Genomic DNA, 19,652 nt, shown 5'->3' on the forward strand with positions numbered 1-19,652 from the left:
AAGTTGCCTTGGCCATTCCATTCCTGCAGGTCGCCCGCGTGGGCGCCTACATCGTCGGCAAGCATCTGTCGCGACAGAAACGCTATCCGCTTGCCCTGATGCTGGAACCGCTGTTCCGCTGCAACCTGGCCTGCTCAGGCTGCGGCAAGATCGATTATCCGGACCCCATCCTGAACCAGCGCCTGTCGGTGCAGGAATGCCTGGAGGCCGTAGATGAATGCGGCGCCCCGGTGGTCTCCATCGCCGGCGGCGAACCGCTGCTGCACAAGGAAATGCCCGAGATCGTGCAAGGCATCATCGCGCGGCGCAAGTTCGTCTACCTGTGCACCAATGCGCTGCTGATGGAAAAGAAGCTGGACCAGTACCAGCCCAGCCCGTATTTCGTCTGGTCGGTGCACCTGGACGGCGACCGCGAGATGCATGACCGCTCGGTGTGCCAGGAAGGCGTGTACGACCGCTGCGTCGAGGCGATCCGGCTGGCCAAGGAACGGGGCTTCCGCGTCAATATCAATTGCACGCTGTTCAACGATGCCCAGCCCGAGCGCGTGGCGAAGTTCTTCGACTCGGTCAAGGCACTGGGTGTGGACGGCATCACGGTGTCGCCGGGCTATGCCTATGAGCGCGCGCCGGACCAGCAGCACTTCCTGAACCGCGGCAAGACCCGCCAGCTGTTCCGCGACATCCTCAGCCGCGGCCGCGCCGGCAAGAACTGGGCGTTCAGCCAGTCGACGCTGTTCCTGGACTTCCTGGCCGGCAACCAGACCTACCACTGCACGCCGTGGGGCAACCCGGCGCGCACCGTGTTTGGCTGGCAGCGCCCGTGCTACCTGGTCGGAGAAGGCTACGCCGCCACCTTCCGCGAGCTGATGGACGAGACCGACTGGGACGCCTACGGCACCGGCAACTACGAGAAGTGCGCCGACTGCATGGTGCACAGCGGCTATGAAGCCACCGCCGTGGCCGACACCTTCGCCCATCCGCTCAAGGCGCTCGGCGTCAGCCTGCGCGGCGTGCGCACCAGCGGGCCGATGGCGCCGGACATTGCGCTGGACAAGCAGCGGCCGGCGGAATACGTGTTCTCGCGCCACGTCGAGATCAAGCTCGAGGAAATCCAGCGCGCGAAGCCGGCTGCCAACCGGCCACGGCCGGCCAAGGCGCAGGCCGACGCCGCCGCCACGCACTGAACGCATTGCCGATGGCCGCGGAACTTGCCGCCACCCTGCCGGGCGCTGCGCTGACCTGCGTGTCGGCGGGCTATGCGCTGGCCGCCGCCTGGCTGTCGCGCCGCGCGCCCGCGGCAAGCGGCGGCATGGCGACCGCACCGGTCAGCGTGCTCAAGCCGCTGTGCGGCGCCGAGCCCCGGCTGTATGAAAACCTGGCCACGCTGTGCCGGCAGCGGCATCCGTCGTTCCAGCTGGTATTCGGCGTGCGTGCCGCGGACGATCCCGCCATTGCCGTGGTCGAACGGCTGCGCCGCGACTTCCCGGCATGCGACATCGCGCTGGTGGTCGACCCGCAAGTGCACGGCACCAACCTGAAGGTCAGCAACCTGATCAACCTGTTCGCGCAGGCCAGGCACGATGTGCTGGTGATTGCCGACAGCGATATCGCCGTGCCGCCCGACTACCTGGCGCGCGTGACTGCGCCGCTGGCCGATCGCGGCGTGGGCGTGGTCACCTGCCTCTATCGTGGCCACCCCACCGGCGGGCTGTGGTCGCGCATCGGCGCGCAGTTCATCAACGACTGGTTCGCGCCCTCGGTGCGCATCGCCCACGCGGGCGGCTCACAACGGTTTGCCTTTGGCGCGACCATTGCGCTGCGCCGCGACGCGCTGGCCGCCATCGGCGGCTTCGCCGCCTTGTCCGACCGGCTGGCCGACGACTACTGGCTGGGCGAACTGACGCGGCAGCACGGGTTGCGTACGGTGTTGTCGGATGTGGTGGTCACGACCGATGTCACCGAGGACCGTTTCAGCGACCTGTGGCGGCATGAGCTGCGCTGGCTGCGCACGATCCGGTCGCTGAATCCGCCTGGCTTTGCCTTTACTTTTATCACGTTCACCTGGCCCATGCTGGCGCTGGGTGCCCTGCTGGCTCCGCTGCCGCCGGTGTTCGCCGTGGCGGCCATCGGCGTGATGGCGCGCAGCCTGCTGGCAGGCAGCGTCGCCGCTGCACTGCGTGCGCCGTTGCGCGATGCGCTGCTGCTGGCCGGCTGGGCATTTGCGCTGGCAGGCAAACGCGTGCAGTGGCGCGAGCAGGTACTGTCGGTGCGGGACCCGCACACCAGGCCTGTCCTGAACCCTGAACAACCCTCATCCACCGGCATCCATCCCCCGAGGCCGCTATGAAAAAAACCCTGTTCCTCCAGGCACCTTCCTTTGACGGCTTCGACGGCGGCGCGGGCTCGCGCTACCAGGCCAAGCGCGAGATCAAGTCGTTCTGGTATCCGACCTGGCTGGCCCAGCCCGCCGCGCTGGTGCCCGGCAGCCGCGTGCTCGACGCACCGGCCGACGAACTGACCCCGCAGCAGACGCTGGACATCGCCGTCGACTACGACCTGGTCATCATCCACACCAGCACGCCCTCGTTCCCGACCGACGCCAAGTTCGCCGAGGAACTCAAGAAGCGCAAGCCCGACGTGATGATCGGCATGGTCGGCGCCAAGCCCGCCGTGGACCCGGGCGGCACGCTCGGCGCGAGCGAGGCCGTCGATTTCGTCTGCCGCGAAGAGTTCGACTACACCTGCCAGGACGTGGCGGCAGGCAAGCCGCTCAAGGACATCCTCGGCCTCTCCTACCGCCTGCCGGACGGCTCGCTCGAACACAACGGGCCGCGCCCAATGATCGAAAACATGGACGAGCTGCCCTTCGTGGCCCCCGTCTACAAGCGCGACCTGAAGATCGAGAACTACTTCATCGGCTACCTGAAGCACCCGTATGTGTCGATCTACACTGGCCGCGGCTGCCGCTCCAAGTGCACCTTCTGCCTGTGGCCGCAGACAGTGGGCGGCCACCGCTACCGCACGCGCACCGCGGAAAGCGTGATCGCCGAGGTGAAATGGATCAAGGAGAACATGCCTGAAGTGAAGGAGATCATGTTCGACGACGACACCTTCACCGACTTCAAGCCGCGCGTGGAGGAAATCGCCCGCGGGCTGGGCAAGCTGGGCGTGACGTGGTCGTGCAACGCCAAGGCCAATGTGCCCTACAGCACGCTGAAGATCATGAAGGAGAACGGCCTGCGCCTGCTGCTGGTGGGCTATGAGTCCGGCGACGACCAGATCCTGCTGAACATCAAGAAGGGCCTGCGCACGGACATCGCGCGCCGCTTCACCGAGGACTGCCGCAAGCTTGGCATCCAGATCCACGGCACCTTCATTCTGGGCCTGCCGGGCGAGACACGCGAGACCATCGAGAAGACTATCGAGTACGCCAAGGAAATCAACCCGCATACCATCCAGGTATCGCTGGCTGCACCCTACCCCGGCACCACGCTGTACCGGCAGGCGGTCGAGAACGGCTGGCTCGAGGAGAACAAGGTCATCAACCTGGTCAACGACAAGGGCGTGCAGCTGGCGGCGATCAGCTACCCGCACCTGTCCAAGGAAGACATCTACCACGGCGTGGAGACCTTCTATAAGCGCTTCTACTTCCGCCCCGGCAAGATCTGGGAAATCGTGCGCGAGATGCTGGGCAGCTGGGACATGATGAAGCGGCGCCTGCGCGAAGGCGTGGAATTCTTCCGCTTCCTGCGCTCGCACGAGGCCTGATCCTGGCCCACGCGCTCTCCTGTGCCTCGCAACGCGCGCTGATCGTCACCGCCGACGACTTCGGCCTGCACACCGCCGTCAATGAAGCGGTGGAGCTGGCCCACCGCGACGGCGTGCTCAACGCCGCCAGTCTGATGGTGGGCGCGCCCGCCGTGGCGGATGCGGTCGAACGCGCGCGCCGGCTGCCTTCGCTGCGCGTGGGGCTGCACGTGGTGCTGGCCGATGGCCCCGCCACGCTGCCGCACGCGCAGATCCCCGGCCTGGTCGACCAGCACGGCCGCTTTGGCTCGGCCATGGCGCTGGACGGCTGCCGCTTCTTCTTCCTGCCCGAGGTGCGGCGCCAGCTGGCGGCGGAAATCCGCGCGCAGTTCGAAGCCTTTGCCGCCACCGGCCTGCCGCTCGACCATGTCAACACCCACAAGCATTTCCACCTGCATCCGACGGTGCTGTCGCTGATCCTGTCGATCGGGCGCGACTATGGCCTGCGTGCGATGCGCCTGCCGCGCGAAAGCGGTGCGCCGCTGCTGCTGCGCCCGTGGCTGGCGCTGCTGCGGCGCCGGCTGGACCGTGCCGGCATTGCGCACAATGACTACGTGGTCGGCATCGCGCGCAGCGGGCAGATGGACGAGGCCGCGCTGCTGCAGGCCCTGGCGCGGTTGCCCGCGGGCGTGGGCGAGATCTACCTGCACCCGGGCGTGGTCTCGGGCGAGGCCATCACCAAGTCGATGCGCGGCTACCGCCACGCCGACGAACTGGCCGCGCTGCTGTCGCCGCGCGTGCGCGCCGCGCTCGAGCGCGCGGCCAACCGGCGCGGGGGCTTTGCCGACGTGCTCGGTGCCTGACTGTTAAAAATGAAACGCTTTGCTTACCTGACCGGCCTGCTCGGGCTGCTGGCGCTCACCGCGCTGGTGATCCACCAGGGCGCCGGCGATATCGCCGCCGTCATGGCCAAGGGCAGCTGGCCGCTGCTGCTGCTGGTGCCCCTGCATGCGCTGCCGCTGCTGCTCGATGCCCAGGGCTGGCGCGTCCTGCTGACCTCCGCCGACCCCGAAGAGAAGGCGGGACTGGGCTTCCTGTGGTGGGTCGCCACCGTGCGCGAGGCGGTGGGCCGCCTGCTGCCCACCGTGGGCGTGGGCGGCGAGCTGGTCGGCATCCGCCTGACGCGGCTGCGCATCCACGACACCACCGCGGTCGCCGCCAGCGTGGTGGTCGAAGTGATGGTGACGCTGTTCTCGCAATACCTGTTCGCGGCCATGGGCGTGCTGATGCTGGTGGCCGCGCTGCAGGACAGCGGCGGCGCCTGGATCATCCTGGCCGGGCTGCTGCTGTCCTTGCCGGTGCCGGTGCTGTTCGCGCTGTCGCTGCGCCACACCGCGATCTTCGAGAAGCTGGAAGGCGCGGCGCGCAAGCTGTTTGGCGAAGATCACCGCATCGTCGCGATGATCGACGGCGCGCGGCTCGATGCGCATATCCGCGCGCTCAACCGGCGCCGCCGCGAACTGGCGAAGGCATTGTGCTGGCAACTGGCCGGACTGGTCAGCGGCACGCTGGAGATCTGGCTGGCGCTATGGCTGCTGGGCCATCCGGTGCCGGTCTGGCAGGCGCTGGCGATCGAATCGCTGACCCAGGCCGCGCGCAACGTGGCGTTTTTCGTGCCGGCGGGCCTGGGCGTGCAGGAAGCCGTGGTGATGCTGCTGGGGCAGGCGCTGGGGATGGACGCGCAGGTCTCGCTGGCGCTGGCGCTGGTCAAGCGCGCGCGGGAAATCCTGTTCGGCGTGCCCGCGCTGCTGTCATGGCAATGGGTGGAACTGCGCCGCTGGCGGCGCCGGGACACCGGGCACGCCGCGCCTTGAGTGACCCAGGGCCACCCCAGGCGCTGGCTCAGTTGTCAGACGCCTGGCGCGCGTTGTGGGTGGTCAGGTACTTCACCAGCCCGTCGACCCCGCTGCGCGCAACGATGTCCGCGAACTGCTTGCGGTACACCTCGATCAGCCACGCGCCCATCATGTTGATGTCATAGATCTTCCAGCCGCCGGCGGCGGCGCGCTGCAGCCGGTAGTCGATCTGCATTTCGTCGGCATTGTTGATCACGCGCGTCTGCACCACCACGTCGGTGGCGCCGCTGGCAGTCTTGACCGGCTGGTAGCGGAACTTGACGTTCTGCTCGCGCAGTTGCGCCAGCGACACGGCATAGCTGCGCACCAGCAGCATCTGAAACTGCTCATGGAGTTGCTGCTGCTGTTCCGGCGTGGCCGTGCGCCAGGCGCTGCCCATTGCCAGCCGGGTAGTGCGCTGGAAATCGGTATAAGGCAGGAACTGCTTCTGCACGACCCCGGTGATCTTGCCGAGATCGCCGGCACGCGTGTCGGGATTGGCCTGGATGGTGCCGATCACGCCCTCCACCGCGGCCTGCACCAGCCGCTCGGGGCTGGCGCGCAGGTCGCCGGGCTGGACTGCCTGGGCGTGCACTATGGAAACCATGGCTACCGCCGCAAGCGGCGCCAGGGGAAGCAAACGGTGAATCGTCATGGATACGAGAGCCGGAAAGCACAATATGGCGGTGCCGCCGCTGCTACGGCCGGCACCAACCCAACAGTTTACAGCGGATCGGCCTGAATCGCGGCTACCGGGGCCCGCATGCCGGATGCGGCACGCCGCCAGCCGATATACTCGCGGTTTGTGCTCCCTCCATACAAGTCCATGCTGACATCGCTGCTGACACGCATTGTCCGGCTTGCCACCGCCTGGCCGTGGCGTGTCATCGTCCTGGCGGCATTGCTGACCGCCGCCAGCGGCGTCTACGTGGCCCGCAACTTTGCGATCAACACCGACATCGGCCGCCTGCTGGAATCCAACGCCCCCTGGGCGGTGCGCGACGAGGCCATCGGCAAGGCCTTTCCCCAGCGCAACCAGTTGATCCTGGCGGTGGTGCAGGCGCCGGCAGCGGAACTGGCCGACGCCGCCGCCGACGCACTGGCCGGCGCCTTGCGCCAGCAGCCGGCGCACTTCACGGCGGTCAGCCAGCCCGGCGGCGGGCCGTTCTTCGCGCGCAACGGCTTGCTGTTCGCCAGCACCGATGAAGTCAGTCAGCTGACGCAGCAGCTCACGCAGGCGCGGCCGCTGGTCAATGCGCTCGCGCATGACCCGACACTGCGCGGCCTGTCCGATCTCCTCACCACCACGCTGAACCTGCCGCTGCAGATGGGGCAGGTCAAGCTGGGCGAGATGGCCAAGCTGCTGGGCGGCAGCGCGCACGCGCTCGACCAGGTGCTGGCCGGCAAGCCCGCCGCACTGTCCTGGGCAGGGCTGCTCGACGACAGCCTCAAACCCGGGCCCGATGGCCAGGTCTACAGCTATATCGCGCTCAGCCCGGTGCTGGATTACAGCGACCTGCAGGCCGGGGCCGCCGCCGCGCGCGCGATCCGGCAGGCCGCGGCCGACCTGCAGCTGGCGCAGCGCTACCAGGCCACCGTGCGCCTGACCGGCCCGCAGGCGCTGGCCGACGATGAATTCGCCTCGGTCAGCGAAGGCGCCGTGCTCAACGGCGTGCTGACCGTGCTGGTGGTGGTCCTGATCCTGTGGCTGGCCTTGCGTTCGGCACGGCTGATCGTGGCGGTGCTGGCCAGCCTGCTTGCCGGGCTGCTGATCACCGCCGCGCTGGGGCTGGCCATGGTTGGCGCGCTGAACATGATCTCGGTGGCGTTCGCGGTGCTGTTCGTCGGGCTGGGGGTGGATTTCGGCATCCAGTTCGGCGTGCGCTACCGCGCCGAGCGCCATGACCGCGACCATATCGTCGAGGCGCTGGGGCTGTCCGCGCGCGGGGTGGGGGCGCCGCTGGCGCTGGCCGCCGCGGCCACGGCGGCGGCGTTCTTCTGCTTCCTGCCCACCGACTACCGCGGCGTGGCCGAACTGGGGCTGATCGCCGGCGTGGGCATGATGGTGGCGTTCGCCACCACCTTCACGCTGCTGCCGGCATTGATCTGCGTGCTGAAACCCGGCGGCGAATCCGTGGCGCCGGGCTTCCCCTGGCTGGCGCCCGCGGACCGGTTCTTCGACCGCTACCGCAAGCCGGTGCTGCTGGTCACCCTGGTCGCAATCGTGGCAGGCGCGCCGCTGCTGACGCACCTGCGCTTTGACTTCGACCCGCTGCACCTGAAGGACCCCAGGTCCGAATCGATGGCCACGCTGCTGGCGCTCAGGGACGCGCCGCAGGCCGGCACCGACGATGTCAGCGTGCTGGCGCCATCGCTTCAGGCCGCGCACGATCTCGCCGGCAAGCTGGCGGCGCTGCCCGAGGTGGCGCGCGCCGTCACGCTGCAGACCTTTATCCCCGACGACCAGGCGCCCAAGCTGGTGGCCATCGGCCAGGCCTCGGCCGCGCTGATGCCTGCGCTCGCGCAGACCACCGCCACGCCCGCCACCGACACCGCGCGCGTCAATGCGCTGCGCAATGCCGCGCGGCAGCTCGCCATCGCCGCCGACGAACATCCCGGCCCGGGCGCGGCCGAAGCCGCGCACCTGTCCGCCACGTTGAAGAAGGTCGCGGCCGCCGACGCCGCCACGCGCGACCGCGCCGAGCGCGCCATCGCCCTGCCGCTGCAGCTGGCGCTGGTGCGGCTGAAGCTGGCGCTGGGTCCGCAGCCGGTCAGCCGGCAGACGCTGCCGCCCGAGCTGGTGCGCGACTGGATCACCCCGGACGGGCGCGCACTGGTCAGCATCAGCCCGAAGCTGCCGCCGCCGGCCAGCGCGCAGCGCGAGCCCGCGCTGGACCGCTTCATCACAGCGGTGCAGCGCGTGGCGCCGGCCGCCACCGGCGGGCCGATCGCGATCCGCGGCTCGGCCGATACCATCATGGCCGCCTTTGCGCAGGCCGGCATCTGGGCGGTGGTGTCGATCACCATCCTGCTGTGGATCACGCTGCGCCGCTTCGGCGACGTGCTGCGCACGCTGATACCGCTGCTGGTGTCGGCCATCGTCACGCTGGAGTTGTGCGTGCTGTTCGGCATTGCGCTGAACTTTGCCAACGTGATCGCGCTGCCGCTGTTGCTGGGCGTCGGCGTCGCGTTCAAGATCTACTACGTGATTGCCTGGCGGCATGGCAAGACCCAGCTGCTGCAGTCCAGCCTGACGCATGCGGTGCTGTACAGCGCGGCCACCACGGCCACCGCCTTCGGCAGCCTGTGGTTGTCGCAGCATCCCGGCACCGCCAGCATGGGCAAGCTGCTGGCGCTGGCACTGGCCTGCACGCTGGTCGGCGCCGTGTTCTTCCAGCCGATCCTGATGGGCCGCCCGCGCGAAGGCAGCCATCACAGGCATGACAAGCCGGCCCGGCCATAATCACCAACCGCTCGCGACCGAACCTGTCCCGCCTCGATGCCTGTCCGCCTTTCCCTTCGCCTTCCGACCCTTGCCACCACCGTCGCCGCGGCCCTGCTCACGGGCTGCGCCACCGGCCCCCAGGCCAATCCCGACGACCCGCTGGAGCCGATGAACCGCGCGGTCTTCACCGTCAATGACAAGCTCGACCAGTACGTGGCCGTGCCCGTGGCCAAGGGCTACAAGGCGGTCACGCCGGAGCCGGTGCGCACCGCCGTCACCAACTTCTATTCGAACCTCGCGGACGTGGGCAACTTTGCCAACAACCTGCTGCAGGGCAAGGGCGTGGAGGCGGCGGAGACTTTGATGCGGGTCGCGATCAATTCCGTGCTGGGTATTGGCGGACTGATCGACATTGCCACGCCAGCCGGGCTGCAGAAGCATTCGCAGGACTTCGGGCTGACGCTGGGCACGTGGGGCGTGCCGTCGGGACCCTACCTGGTGCTGCCGGTGTTCGGCCCCAGCTCGTTCCGGGACGGCGTGGGCCTGTATGTGAATTTCTGGCTCGATCCCACCACCTATGCCGAGCCGGCGGTGCGCAATTCGCTGTACGGGCTGAATGTGGTCGACGTGCGCACCAACCTGCTGGGCGCCACCGACCTGCTCAAGCTGGCGGCGCTGGACAAGTACGCCTTTGTGCGCGACGGCTACCTGCAGCGGCGCCGCTACCTGCTCGGGGAGAACACGGCGTTGCCGGACTACGGTGACGACGAGGAGTCAGGCGCCGGGCCAGCGCCTGCAGCACCTGCAGCACCTGCTGCGCCTGCAGCACCTGCGGCGCCTGCCACGCCTGCAGGCGCGCCGGCACCCACGCAGCCGCAGGCGCCGCGCTGAGGCTGAGGCAGCCTTAGCCGCCGACCCCCAGCAACACCACCTCGAAGGTCAGGGTGGCATTCGGCGGGATCGTGCCCGGCACGCCGCGCGCGCCGTAGGCCGTGGCCGGCGGGCAGGTCAACCTGGCCTTGCCGCCCACCTGCATCGCCTGCACCCCCTCGGTCCAGCACGGGATCACCCGGTTGAGCGGGAACGAGATCGGCTGGCCGCGCTTGTACGAGCTGTCGAACTCGGTACCGTCGGCCAGCGTGCCGCGGTAGTGGACCTGCACCGTGTCGGTGGCCTTGGGCGAGGCGCCATTGCCCTTGATCAGGTGCTGGATGGTCATGCCCGACGCCAGCGTCTGCGGCGCCGCCGCGGGCGCGGCCGGGGCCGAAGCTGCCGGGGCGGCCTGCGCAGCACAAGCCGCGCCGGCGATGGTCAGGGTGCCGAGGAAAAGCGCGAGAGTTTTCATGGGAAGCCTGGTCTTGAGGTCGTGATTGGGGATGCGGCAGTTTAACCGACGCACGGCAACGATATGGCGGCAGCGGCATATAGCGCACAACGCACCCCGGCCATGCGCCGTGCGGCGGGCATGGTGCGCCGCACCCCTCCCCACCCGTTACACCAGACGATTTGCCGTCTACGATGGTTCGTGACAGCCCCGCTGCCGCGGGCGCACGGAGATTGCCATGGCACTGACGGATTCAAGGGACCTCCCGGTCTCGACCCGGAACGCCCGCTCGGTCGAGCAGTATGAAGCGGCCCTGCGCCTGCTGAACGGCTACTACGGCGACCCGCTCGCCACCATCGACACGGCGCTGGCCGCCGACCCCGAATTCGCCATGGGCCACGCGCTGCGCGCCGCGCTGATGGTGGCCGCCGGCGACGGCACCGCCGAGCCCATGCTGCGCCAGAGCGTCGAAGCCGGCGAAGCCCTGCACGGCCGCGCCAACGACCGCGAGCGCCGCCACATTGCCGCGGCACGCGCCTGGCTGGACGGCGAGTTCGAGCGCTCGGTCCGGCTCTACGGCGATATCGTGATCGACTATCCACGCGACCTGCTGGCGATCCAGACCGCGCATCTCGAAGACTTCATGCTGGGGCAATCCTCGATGCTGCGCGACCGCCTGGCGCAGGCGTTGCCGCACTGGGATGCGGGCATGCCGGGCTACGGCTACCTGCTTGGCATGCATGCCTTCGGCCTGGAGGAGACCCAGCTCTACGACCGCGCCGAGGCAAGCGGCCGGCGCGCCCTCGAACTCAATCCGCGCGACCCGTGGGCCGTGCACGCGGTGGCGCACGTGATGGAGATGCAGGGCCGGCTGGCCGACGGCATCGCCTGGCTGGACGGGCGCCGCGACGACTGGGCCGGGGACAATATGCTGGCCGTGCACAACTGGTGGCACCTGGCGTTGTTCCAGCTCGAAGACGGCCGGACCGATGCAGTGCTGGCGCTGTACGACGGCCATATCAACCGCCCCGCGCCGGCGATCGCGCTGGACCTGGTGGATGCCTCCGCGCTGCTGTGGCGGCTGCACCTGCGCGGCGTGGACCTGGGCGGGCGCTGGCAGCCGGTGGCGGACGACTGGCTGGGCCGCGGCGCGGCCGGTTACTACGCCTTCAACGATGTCCATGCCGTGATGGCCAGCCTGGGCGCGCACCGGCCCGCCGCGGCCGACCATGTCCGTGCCGCGCTGGAGCGCGCCGCCCTGGGCAACGGCACCAACGCGATGATGTCGCGCGAGGTGGGGCTGCCGCTGGCCGATGCGCTGATCGCGTTCGACCAGGGCGACTACGCCACCGCCATCGACCTGCTGATGCCGGTGCGCCTGATCGCCCATCGCTTCGGCGGCAGCCATGCGCAGCGCGACGTCATCGGCCTGACCCTGATCGAGGCCGCCCTGCGCGACGGCCGCGGTAACCTGGCCATCGCGCTCACGGGCGAACGCGCCGCGCTCAAGCCCATGAGCCCGAGCCTGCACCGGCTGGTGCAGCGCGCCGATACATGCCGGACATAGACCCTCACGGCAACGCCACGGATCGCCGCCCGTACTGCGGCCGCCGGTGATCCGTGCCGGGCGCCTGATCGCCTGCGTTTGATTGCCTCGGGTTCACGTTGGCGCCGGCGACAGCATGCCCAGCACAGCCACCAGCGCCAGGACCAGCGTGGCGGCGCCCGCCTCCAGCAGCAGGCTGCGCCGCAGCGCCTGTATCGCCAAGCCGGGCTTCCCTGCCCGAACGGCCGATGCCAGCCGCGGACTCAGGCGGAAGCGGTTCGCGGCTGCCAGGCCGAGCATCGCCGCGAACAGCGTGAGCTTTGCCACCAGCAGCCCGCCATAGGACATCGGCGCGAATTCCGGCATGGCCGGTCCCACGATGAGCCAGTAGTTGAGCGCGCCGGACAGCATCAGCGTGGCGACGATGACGGTGCCAACGCGTGCGAAGCCGTTTGACGTGCGGCTCAGCAGCGCAACGTCCTCACCATTCGTAGCCGCCCTGGACACCGACAGCAGCAGGAACGCTGCCAACGCCCCGACCCAGGCGCCGGCGGCGAGCAGGTGTGCCACGTCGGAGGCCAGGTGCAGGTAGCGCATGGCGCCGTCGTGCATCGCGCCGTGCCCGCCCCAGGCCAGCGTGCCCAGGGCGATGCCGCCGAGCATTGCGAGCGCTGCGAAACGCGCACCGCCGCTGCGCCACGTCATGCCCGCCGGCACGCAGAGCAGCAAGGCCCCCACGCGCACCGACCAGGCCACGCCGAAATCCGTCCCCGTGACGATCATCATGAAGACATGGCCCTGCAATGCGGAGTAGTCGGACACCCCGGTCATCGACCGTGCCATCACGACGAGGGCGCCCAGCGAGAGCACGATGCCCGCTACGGCACAGCCCAGCGCAAGCGCCTGGCAACGCACCGCAAAGCGTGAGGCCCGTTCACCCCGATGCAGTGCATAGGTGCAGAACAGCGGCAGCCCGAACAGCAAGGCCAAGTCGACATAGAGCGCCAGGCGCAGCCCGGCGGCCAGCCAGTCAGGTTGCGGCATTCACTTCACCGTGAAGGCGAGATTGCCGGTGACGGGATGGGTATCGGACGAGACCGCGCGCCAGTCCACCCGATAACTGCCCGCCGGCAGCGGCTGCGCCGGCGTGATCACCATGGCCTTGGGGTCGTCGCCGCCGGAGACCTTCACGGCCATCTTCATCGGCGCATGGCCGGCCATGCCCGGCATGCCGGTCATCACCAGGTTGGCGCCGGAAAACTGGGTGACCAGGCTTTCGGAGAAGAGCAGTTCGATCTTCTGCGGCGCCGCCACTTCGGCCTTGTCCGCCGGCGTGGACGACACCAGCTTCGGGTGTGCGAAGGCAAGGCTGCTGGCCAGCGCGGCCGTGGCCGCAATCATGGCGTGGATCAGGGGGCGATGGGCATGCATGGTGGTCTCCGCTCAGGGATGTGGAAGTTGATGTGGAAGGTGTCGTGTCAGAACCAGATCCGGACACCGGCCACGAAGCGTGTTTCGCCCGCCTTGCCGCCCGAGGTCCGGATCATGTCGGCGGTATTGCCGAAGGCCTGGTAGCGCTCCACGCCGATATAGGGCGCAAACTGCCGGCTGAATTCATAGCGCAGCCGCAGCCCCACGGTACCGTTGGACAAGCCGCTGCCGATGCCCACCTCCGGATCGTTCTTGCCATAGAGGTTGGCTTCGAGACGCGGTTGCAGGATCAGGCGCTGGGTCAGCAGCAGTTCGTATTCCGCGGACAGCCGCAATGCGGTGCGGCCGCTGGTGCCGACATAGGCGGTGGCATCGACCTCGAACCAGTACGGCGCCAGCCCCTGCACGCCGAAGGCCAGCCAGTTGCGCGCCGGGCGCCCGCTGCCGGCGTCGTTGCGCAGGCCCAGCTGGGTGTCCCAGTAGCTGGCCACGGCATGGCCCCACAGCAGCTCGGTGCGGGCCTCGTGCAGCTTGCCCTTCGACGCCTCGCCCTCGGCCTTGATCACCAGCTTGTCGTAGCTGTTGCCGAGCCACGCCTGCGCCTCGTAGGCGGCCGCATTGCCGCCGTTGGCATGGGCCCACTCCAGGCGGTCGACCAGCACCGAGGCGAACAGGTGCTCGTCGGCCATCACCATCTGGCGCTTGTCGCCGAGCGCGTACTGGCCGACCCCCAGCTGGTAGCCGCCGGAGTAGGCGTGCGGATCGCGGGCGTCGGGCGGCGCGCTGCCGCCCTGCATCTGCGTGTCCCCATGGTCCATGACGGGGGCAGTCTCCTGCGGCGCGCCGCCACCGTCCATGGTCTGGATCCCGTCCGGCTCCATGCCCTGCATCTGGCTATCGTCCATGCCCTGCATGGCGGCCGGGACGTCGTGGTTGTGCGCATGGCCGGCCTGCGGGTCCTGCGCGTAGGCTGCGCCCATTGCGGTCCGTGCCAGCGCCGCGGCCAGTATCGTCTTCGTGTTCCTGTGCATGGAGATTGCGAATTCACGTTGTGCCATCACGCCACCACCACTTCACGGAACATGCCCGCATCCATATGCAGCATCAGGTGGCAATGCCAGGCCCAGCGTCCCAGGGCATCGGCGGTGACCTGGAAGCTGATGCGCTGCGCCGGCTGCACGGGGATGGTGTGGCGCCGTGCCTGGAAGCTGCCGTCCGGTGCTTCCAGTTCGCTCCACATGCCATGCAGGTGCATGGGATGCGTCATCATGGTGTCGTTGTGCAGGATCACGCGCAGCCGCTCGTTATGCTTGAAGTAGATCGGCGTCGACTTGCCGAACTCGACGCCGTCGAACGACCAGGTGTAACGCTCCATATTCCCGGTCAGGTGCAGCTCCACTTCGCGCCCGGGGCCGCGCGCATCCATGGCCCCGCCGATGGTGTGCTGGTCGGCCAGCGTCAGCACGCGCCTGCCGTTGTTGCGCAGGCCGATGCCGGGGTCGTCCAGGTTGGTGCGGGCCATGTCGACGCGCATGTCGGTGCTGGCACCGTATTCGGTGCGGGCATGGCGTGCGGTCTTGCTGGGGACCTTGAGCGGATCGGCGGGGGCCATGGCGTGCTGGCTGTGGTCCATGCCGGCGTGGTCCATGCCCTGCATCGGCATGGCGCCATGCTGCATGCCACCGTGGCCACCATGCCCCGTCATCTCGCCCATCATGTCGGTCATGGTCAGCCACTCGGCCTTGTCGAGCGCCGGCACCGGCGCCGCCAGCCCTTCCCTGACCGCGAGCGTGCCGCGCGCATAGCCGGTACGGTCCATCGACTGCGCGAAGAGCGTGTAGGCATCGTCGCGCGGCTCGACGATGGCGTCGCAGGTTTCGCCGGGGCCGAAGCGGAATTCGTCGACCGTGACCGGCTCGATATCCTGGCCATCGACCTGCACCACCCGCAGCCTGAGCCCGGGAATGCGCACGTCGTAGAAGGTATTGCCCGAGCCGTTGATAAAGCGCAGCCGCACGGTTTCGCCGCGGCGGAACAGGCCGGTCCAGTTGCCCGCCGGCGTGACCCCGTTGGCCAGGTGGGTCAGCGTGGCGCTGGACAGGTCCGCCAGGTCGGTCGGGTTCATCCGCATCTGGTTCCACATGCGGCGCTTGTCCAGCGCCTGCTTCAGCCCGTCGCGCGAGGCGTCGCGGAAGAAGTCGACCACCGTCGGCTGGTTGTAGTTGTAGTAGTCGCCCTGGATCTTGAGCTTGGTCAGGATCCGCATCGGGTCTTCATCGGTCCAGTCCGACAGCAGCACGGTGTGGTCGCGGTCGGCCCGCATGGTTTCCTGCCCCGAGGCCGGATCGATGACGATGCCGCCGTAGACGCCGGTCATCTCCTGGAAGCCCGAATGCGAGTGGTACCAGTAGCTGCCGGACTGCGCGACCTTGAAGCGGTAGGTGAAGGTCTCGCCAGGCGCAATGCCGGCAAAGCTGATGCCGGGCACGCCGTCCATCTGGTACGGCAGGATGATGCCGTGCCAGTGGATCGAGGTAGCCTCGCGCAGGCGGTTGGTCACGCGGATGGTGACGGTGTCGCCCTCGCGCCAGCGCAGCGTGGGGCCGGGCAGCAGCCCGTTGATGGTGGTGGCGATGGCGGGCTTGCCGGTGTAGTTGACCAGCGCTTCGCCGATCACCAGGTCGAACTCGGTGCCGCGCAGCACCGGCGCCGAGCCTGTGCCCGCTGGCGCAGGCTGCCCGGCGCGCTCGCCGGCGCCGTGGCCCGCATGCTGCGCCCAGGCGCTGCCGCCGATGCCGGACAGGCCGGCCACCACGCCGCCGGCGGCCAGCCCCTGCACGAAGCGGCGTCGTCGGAAATCGGGCAGCACAAGGCCGGGGCTTGGGTGGCGTCGCATGGCATCAGATCCTGGTTAAAAGCATGCCAAGCGTAGCGAGGGTCACCCTACGCACGCCTGACCGGAACATGACAATCCGGTAATCTTCCCGTCATGTTGGCGGCGGCGTCGCCGGCGTAGAGTTGCCAGGTCCTGCAGAGGGATCGATTGAACAAGGAATGTGCCGATGAAACTGCTTGTGGTGGAGGACGAATCCAAGACCGGCGAATACCTGCGCCAGGGGCTGACCGAGGCGGGCTTCGTCGTCGACCTGGTGGCCAACGGGCTGGACGGCCAGCACCTGGCGATGACCGAGCCCTACGACCTGATCATCCTGGACGTGATGCTGCCGGACATGGATGGCTGGCGCATCGTGCAGGCGCTGCGCGCCGCGCAGAACGCCGTGCCGGTGTTGTTCCTGACCGCGCGCGACAGCGTGGCCGACCGGGTCAAGGGGCTGGAGCTGGGCGCGGACGACTACCTGGTCAAGCCCTTCGCCTTCTCCGAGCTGCTCGCGCGCGTGCGCACGCTGCTGCGCCGGGGCACCGCGCAGATGGCGCTGGACCGCATCCAGGTGGCCGACCTGGTGCTGGACCTGACGCGCCGCCGGGCCACGCGCGCCGGGCGCCGCATCACGCTGACCAGCAAGGAATTCGCCCTGCTGGAACTGCTGGCGCGCCGCCGCGGCGAAGTGCTGCCGCGCTCGCTGATCGCCTCGCAGGTGTGGGACATGAATTTCGACAGCGACAGCAATGTCATCGACGTGGCCATCCGGCGCCTGCGCGCGAAGATCGACGATGAGTTCGAGCCCAAGCTGATCCAGACCGTGCGCGGCATGGGCTATGTGCTGGAAGCGCCGGAGGAGAACCGCTCATGAAGGGCCGCATGTCGCTGACGGCACGGCTCACCATCCTGTTCTCACTGTCGTCCGCCGCGGTACTGCTGGGCCTGGGCGTGCTGATCTGGCTGGCCATCGACAAGCACTTCGCCGACGAGGACTACACCGTGCTGGGCGACAACGTGCGGCTGATCCGGAAGATCGCGGCCGAGGGCCCGGCGGCGTCGCTGCCGCAGCGCCTGGGCCCGGCGCTGGAACACCATCCCGGCTTCGTCGCCGAAGTGCGCGCCGCCGACGGCAAGCGCCTGTATGCCACGCAGGATTTCGACTTCGGCATGGCGCTGGCCGCCGCCGCGCAACTGCCGGCCCGGCAGGACGCCTTCACCTGGGAACAGGGCGGCCAGACCTACCGCGGCCTGCGCGCGCTGGCCCCGGTACCGGCCGGACAGCCGGGGCCGCTGCAGGTCGTGGTTGGCATGGACACGGCCCTGCATGCCCACTTCATGCACGCCTTCGGCCAGTCGCTCGCCTTCTACAGCGCGCTGGCCGCACTGGCGAGCGGCCTGCTGGGCTGGTGGGCCGCTCGCCGCGGCCTGTCGCCACTGCGCACCATGGCCTCACGCGCGCGCGCCGTCACCGCGCATAAGCTCGACGAGCGCATGCCGGTCGATGCCGTGCCGGTGGAAATGGCCGACCTCGCCGCCACGCTCAACGCCATGCTGGAACGCCTGCAGCGCGACTTCGCGCGCCTGTCGGAATTCTCGTCAGACCTCGCGCACGAACTGCGCACGCCGATCACCAACCTGATGACGCAGACCCAGGTGGTGCTGTCGCAGCCGCGCGATGCGGCCAAGTACCGCGACGTGCTGGCCTCGAACGTGGAAGAGCTGCAGCGACTGTCGCGCATGGTGTCGGACATGCTTTACCTGGCCAAGATGGAACACGGCATCTCGCTGCCCAACGCGGAGCCGATCGAGGTCGCGGATGAGGTCGCCGCGCTGTTCGATTTCTACGATGCGCTGGCCGAGGACAAGGGTGTGCGGCTGTCGTTGCGCGGTCGTGGCCGTATCACCGGTGACCGGCTGATGCTGCGGCGCGCGCTGAGCAACCTGCTGTCGAACGCGTTGCGACATACGCCCGCGGGCAAGGGCATCGTGGTGGAGATTTCGCCCGCTTCCGAGGCGGTAACGGTGGTGGTCGAGAACGAAGGCGACACCATCCGGCCGGAGTTGCTGCCATCGCTGTTCGACCGGTTCTTCCGTGCCGACAAGTCGCGGGCGCGGCCCGAGTCCGATGGCGCCGGGCTGGGGCTGGCGATTACGCAGGCGATTGTGGCCGCGCATGGTGGGGGAATCGGGGTGGAATCGGCGGGGGGAAGGACTCGCTTTGTTCTGACGTTCAAGGCGTAGGGCGTCAGGGAGATTCAGCCGTGCCAGCCGTGATCGCATCCGCCGGCAATCCAGGCAGCATGGCACGTATCGCGGGAAGAAGCTCCCGCGTGAGCGCCGTCCGGGTGAGTCGGGCAATATCTTCGGCGAGGTCGGACCATTCCGACCTTCGATAAAGCAGGTAGAAATCGCGCTGACCCAGCCGCGACGGCGGCATCGGCACCAGGTCGACCTGCTCCAGCCACGCCCGCGATTGCCAGAGGCAAAGGGGCGTGCTGACGGCCCACCCGAGTCCCGCTGCCACCAGGCTCAGCAGCGGGTCCGTCGCATCGAACTCGAACCGGCGCGCCGCATCCACGCCGATGTGACGCAGGTATCGCTCGACTTGCTGGCCGATCACCGAGCGCTGCGTGTACCGGATCAGCGGCAGATCGCCGATACGGCCAGCGAGGTCTCGCGCCTCGGATAACGGCAATACGTGGCTGCCCTTGGGAAATACGGCGACCCAGCTTTCGGAAAACAGAAGTCGCTGCGCAATGCGTGCGTCGGTTACCGGCACTTCGGTGCAGATCGCCAGGTCCAGCTCCCGGCCCAGCAATTGCGCATTCAGGCCCGGGGTCAAGCCAGACCATAGCTGCATTTGCCTGGCAGACCCCGACAGGCCGCGAATCAACGCCGGCCCCAGCGTCGCGGCAAAGGAGTCCACGCAACCGAAACGTATCTGGGCATGCTCCAGCCGCACGCGCTTGCGCAGTTCCTCATCCACATGCCGGGCGTCGGCCAGCAGGCGGTCGGCCATCTCCAGCAGGATATTCCCGGCGCGCGTAGGCCTGGCCGGCCGAACTTCCCGGTCGAAAAGCAGGATCCCGTACTCGCTCTCGAGCGAGCGGATCATCTGGCTGACCGCGCTCTGGCTGACGCCAAGCCGCCGTGCGGCCAATGCCATGGAACCGGACTCACAGACGGCCATGAAGGTCTGGAGCGCGTGCAGGTCGGGCACGCGCTCGCGGCGCCCGGTTGGGGTAATCGCAGAGGGCGTGGGAGCGGACTTGGCCATGTGCTTGCCTGCAATCGGAAACGGTATCGGCACGCTCACTATAACTTCTATAATTTAAGGAAATCTAAACTTTTATATAAATCTTCCTTCATCTAAAGCTCCGGGC

General features: G+C 68.5%; 17 protein-coding genes. 10 read left to right on the forward strand and 7 right to left on the reverse strand.

The annotated features are described in order from the left end of the window. Positions 1-8 precede the first annotated feature (8 nt). The 5 genes from hpnH to DN412_RS19170 are packed head-to-tail and all read left to right on the forward strand — an operon-like array spanning position 9 to position 5,621. Positions 9-1,184, forward strand: a complete 1,176-nt coding sequence (hpnH, locus tag DN412_RS19150) for an adenosyl-hopene transferase HpnH (RefSeq protein WP_115213046.1) — start codon at positions 9-11, stop codon at positions 1,182-1,184. Positions 1,185-1,195: 11 nt separating this feature from the next. Further along, positions 1,196-2,347, forward strand: coding sequence for a bacteriohopanetetrol glucosamine biosynthesis glycosyltransferase HpnI (gene hpnI / locus DN412_RS19155; protein ID WP_115213047.1), 1,152 nt, complete (start codon positions 1,196-1,198; stop codon positions 2,345-2,347). Next, positions 2,344-3,768: a hopanoid biosynthesis associated radical SAM protein HpnJ gene (hpnJ, locus tag DN412_RS19160; protein ID WP_078201002.1), complete on the forward strand. Its 1,425-nt coding sequence runs from the start codon at positions 2,344-2,346 to the stop codon at positions 3,766-3,768. The genes hpnI and hpnJ overlap by 4 nt, the downstream gene beginning before the upstream one ends. A 38-nt stretch (positions 3,769-3,806) precedes the next feature. Beyond that, the gene (hpnK, locus tag DN412_RS19165) at positions 3,807-4,610 is read left to right on the forward strand and encodes a hopanoid biosynthesis-associated protein HpnK (RefSeq protein ID WP_078201003.1); all 804 of its coding nucleotides are present in this window, start codon (positions 3,807-3,809) and stop codon (positions 4,608-4,610) included. Positions 4,611-4,619: 9 nt separating this feature from the next. After that, a complete protein-coding gene (locus DN412_RS19170; protein ID WP_115213048.1) occupies positions 4,620-5,621 on the forward strand; it encodes a lysylphosphatidylglycerol synthase domain-containing protein in 1,002 nt (333 codons plus the stop codon). A gap of 28 nt (positions 5,622-5,649) precedes the next feature. Here the strand turns inward: DN412_RS19170 and DN412_RS19175 are convergent, their stop codons facing one another. Next, a complete protein-coding gene (locus tag DN412_RS19175; RefSeq protein WP_115213049.1) occupies positions 5,650-6,297 on the reverse strand; it encodes an MlaC/ttg2D family ABC transporter substrate-binding protein in 648 nt (215 codons plus the stop codon). Positions 6,298-6,468: 171 nt separating this feature from the next. Between DN412_RS19175 and hpnN the strand changes: the two genes are divergently transcribed. Together hpnN and DN412_RS19185 are read left to right on the forward strand one after the other, a co-directional pair. Beyond that, positions 6,469-9,105, forward strand: coding sequence for a hopanoid transporter HpnN (gene hpnN / locus DN412_RS19180; protein WP_115213083.1), 2,637 nt, complete (start codon positions 6,469-6,471; stop codon positions 9,103-9,105). A 36-nt stretch (positions 9,106-9,141) separates the two neighbouring features. Beyond that, a complete protein-coding gene (locus DN412_RS19185) occupies positions 9,142-9,978 on the forward strand; it encodes an MlaA family lipoprotein (RefSeq protein WP_115213050.1) in 837 nt (278 codons plus the stop codon). 13 nt (positions 9,979-9,991) lie between these two features. On the opposite strand, the gene DN412_RS19190 is transcribed toward DN412_RS19185, so the two are convergent. Continuing rightward, positions 9,992-10,432 carry an FKBP-type peptidyl-prolyl cis-trans isomerase gene (locus tag DN412_RS19190; RefSeq protein ID WP_115213051.1) on the reverse strand — a complete coding sequence of 147 codons (441 nt, stop codon included), beginning with the start codon at positions 10,430-10,432 and terminating at the stop codon, positions 9,992-9,994. Between the two features lie 217 nt (positions 10,433-10,649). Here DN412_RS19190 and DN412_RS19195 point away from each other — a divergent pair, with 217 nt between their 5' ends. Next, on the forward strand, positions 10,650-11,978 hold the full coding sequence (locus tag DN412_RS19195; protein WP_115213052.1) for a tetratricopeptide repeat protein: 1,329 nt from the start codon (positions 10,650-10,652) through the stop codon (positions 11,976-11,978). Positions 11,979-12,071: 93 nt separating this feature from the next. Here DN412_RS19195 and copD read toward each other — a convergent pair whose 3' ends face one another. The 4 genes from copD to DN412_RS19215 are packed head-to-tail and all read right to left on the reverse strand — an operon-like array spanning position 12,072 to position 16,284. Beyond that, positions 12,072-13,001 (reverse strand): copper homeostasis membrane protein CopD, encoded by a 930-nt coding sequence (copD, locus tag DN412_RS19200; protein ID WP_115213053.1) that lies wholly within the window; start codon positions 12,999-13,001, stop codon positions 12,072-12,074. Further along, entirely contained in the window at positions 13,002-13,388 is a 387-nt protein-coding gene (gene copC / locus DN412_RS19205; protein WP_115213054.1) for a copper homeostasis periplasmic binding protein CopC, read from the reverse strand. Positions 13,389-13,435: 47 nt separating this feature from the next. After that, the gene (locus DN412_RS19210; protein ID WP_244222695.1) at positions 13,436-14,419 is read right to left on the reverse strand and encodes a copper resistance protein B; all 984 of its coding nucleotides are present in this window, start codon (positions 14,417-14,419) and stop codon (positions 13,436-13,438) included. Between the two features lie 26 nt (positions 14,420-14,445). Further along, positions 14,446-16,284, reverse strand: a complete 1,839-nt coding sequence (locus DN412_RS19215) for a copper resistance system multicopper oxidase (protein WP_115213056.1) — start codon at positions 16,282-16,284, stop codon at positions 14,446-14,448. Between the two features lie 166 nt (positions 16,285-16,450). Between DN412_RS19215 and DN412_RS19220 the strand changes: the two genes are divergently transcribed. Together DN412_RS19220 and DN412_RS19225 are read left to right on the forward strand one after the other, a co-directional pair. After that, the gene (locus DN412_RS19220; RefSeq protein ID WP_115213057.1) at positions 16,451-17,140 is read left to right on the forward strand and encodes a heavy metal response regulator transcription factor; all 690 of its coding nucleotides are present in this window, start codon (positions 16,451-16,453) and stop codon (positions 17,138-17,140) included. Beyond that, on the forward strand, positions 17,137-18,510 hold the full coding sequence (locus tag DN412_RS19225; RefSeq protein ID WP_115213058.1) for a heavy metal sensor histidine kinase: 1,374 nt from the start codon (positions 17,137-17,139) through the stop codon (positions 18,508-18,510). The genes DN412_RS19220 and DN412_RS19225 overlap by 4 nt, the downstream gene beginning before the upstream one ends. A 4-nt stretch (positions 18,511-18,514) precedes the next feature. Here DN412_RS19225 and DN412_RS19230 read toward each other — a convergent pair whose 3' ends face one another. Further along, a complete protein-coding gene (locus tag DN412_RS19230) occupies positions 18,515-19,546 on the reverse strand; it encodes a LysR family transcriptional regulator (protein ID WP_115213059.1) in 1,032 nt (343 codons plus the stop codon). Positions 19,547-19,652 lie beyond the last annotated feature (106 nt).

The sequence above is a fragment of the Cupriavidus lacunae genome (assembly GCF_003353055.1).
Classification (GTDB): domain Bacteria; phylum Pseudomonadota; class Gammaproteobacteria; order Burkholderiales; family Burkholderiaceae; genus Cupriavidus; species Cupriavidus lacunae.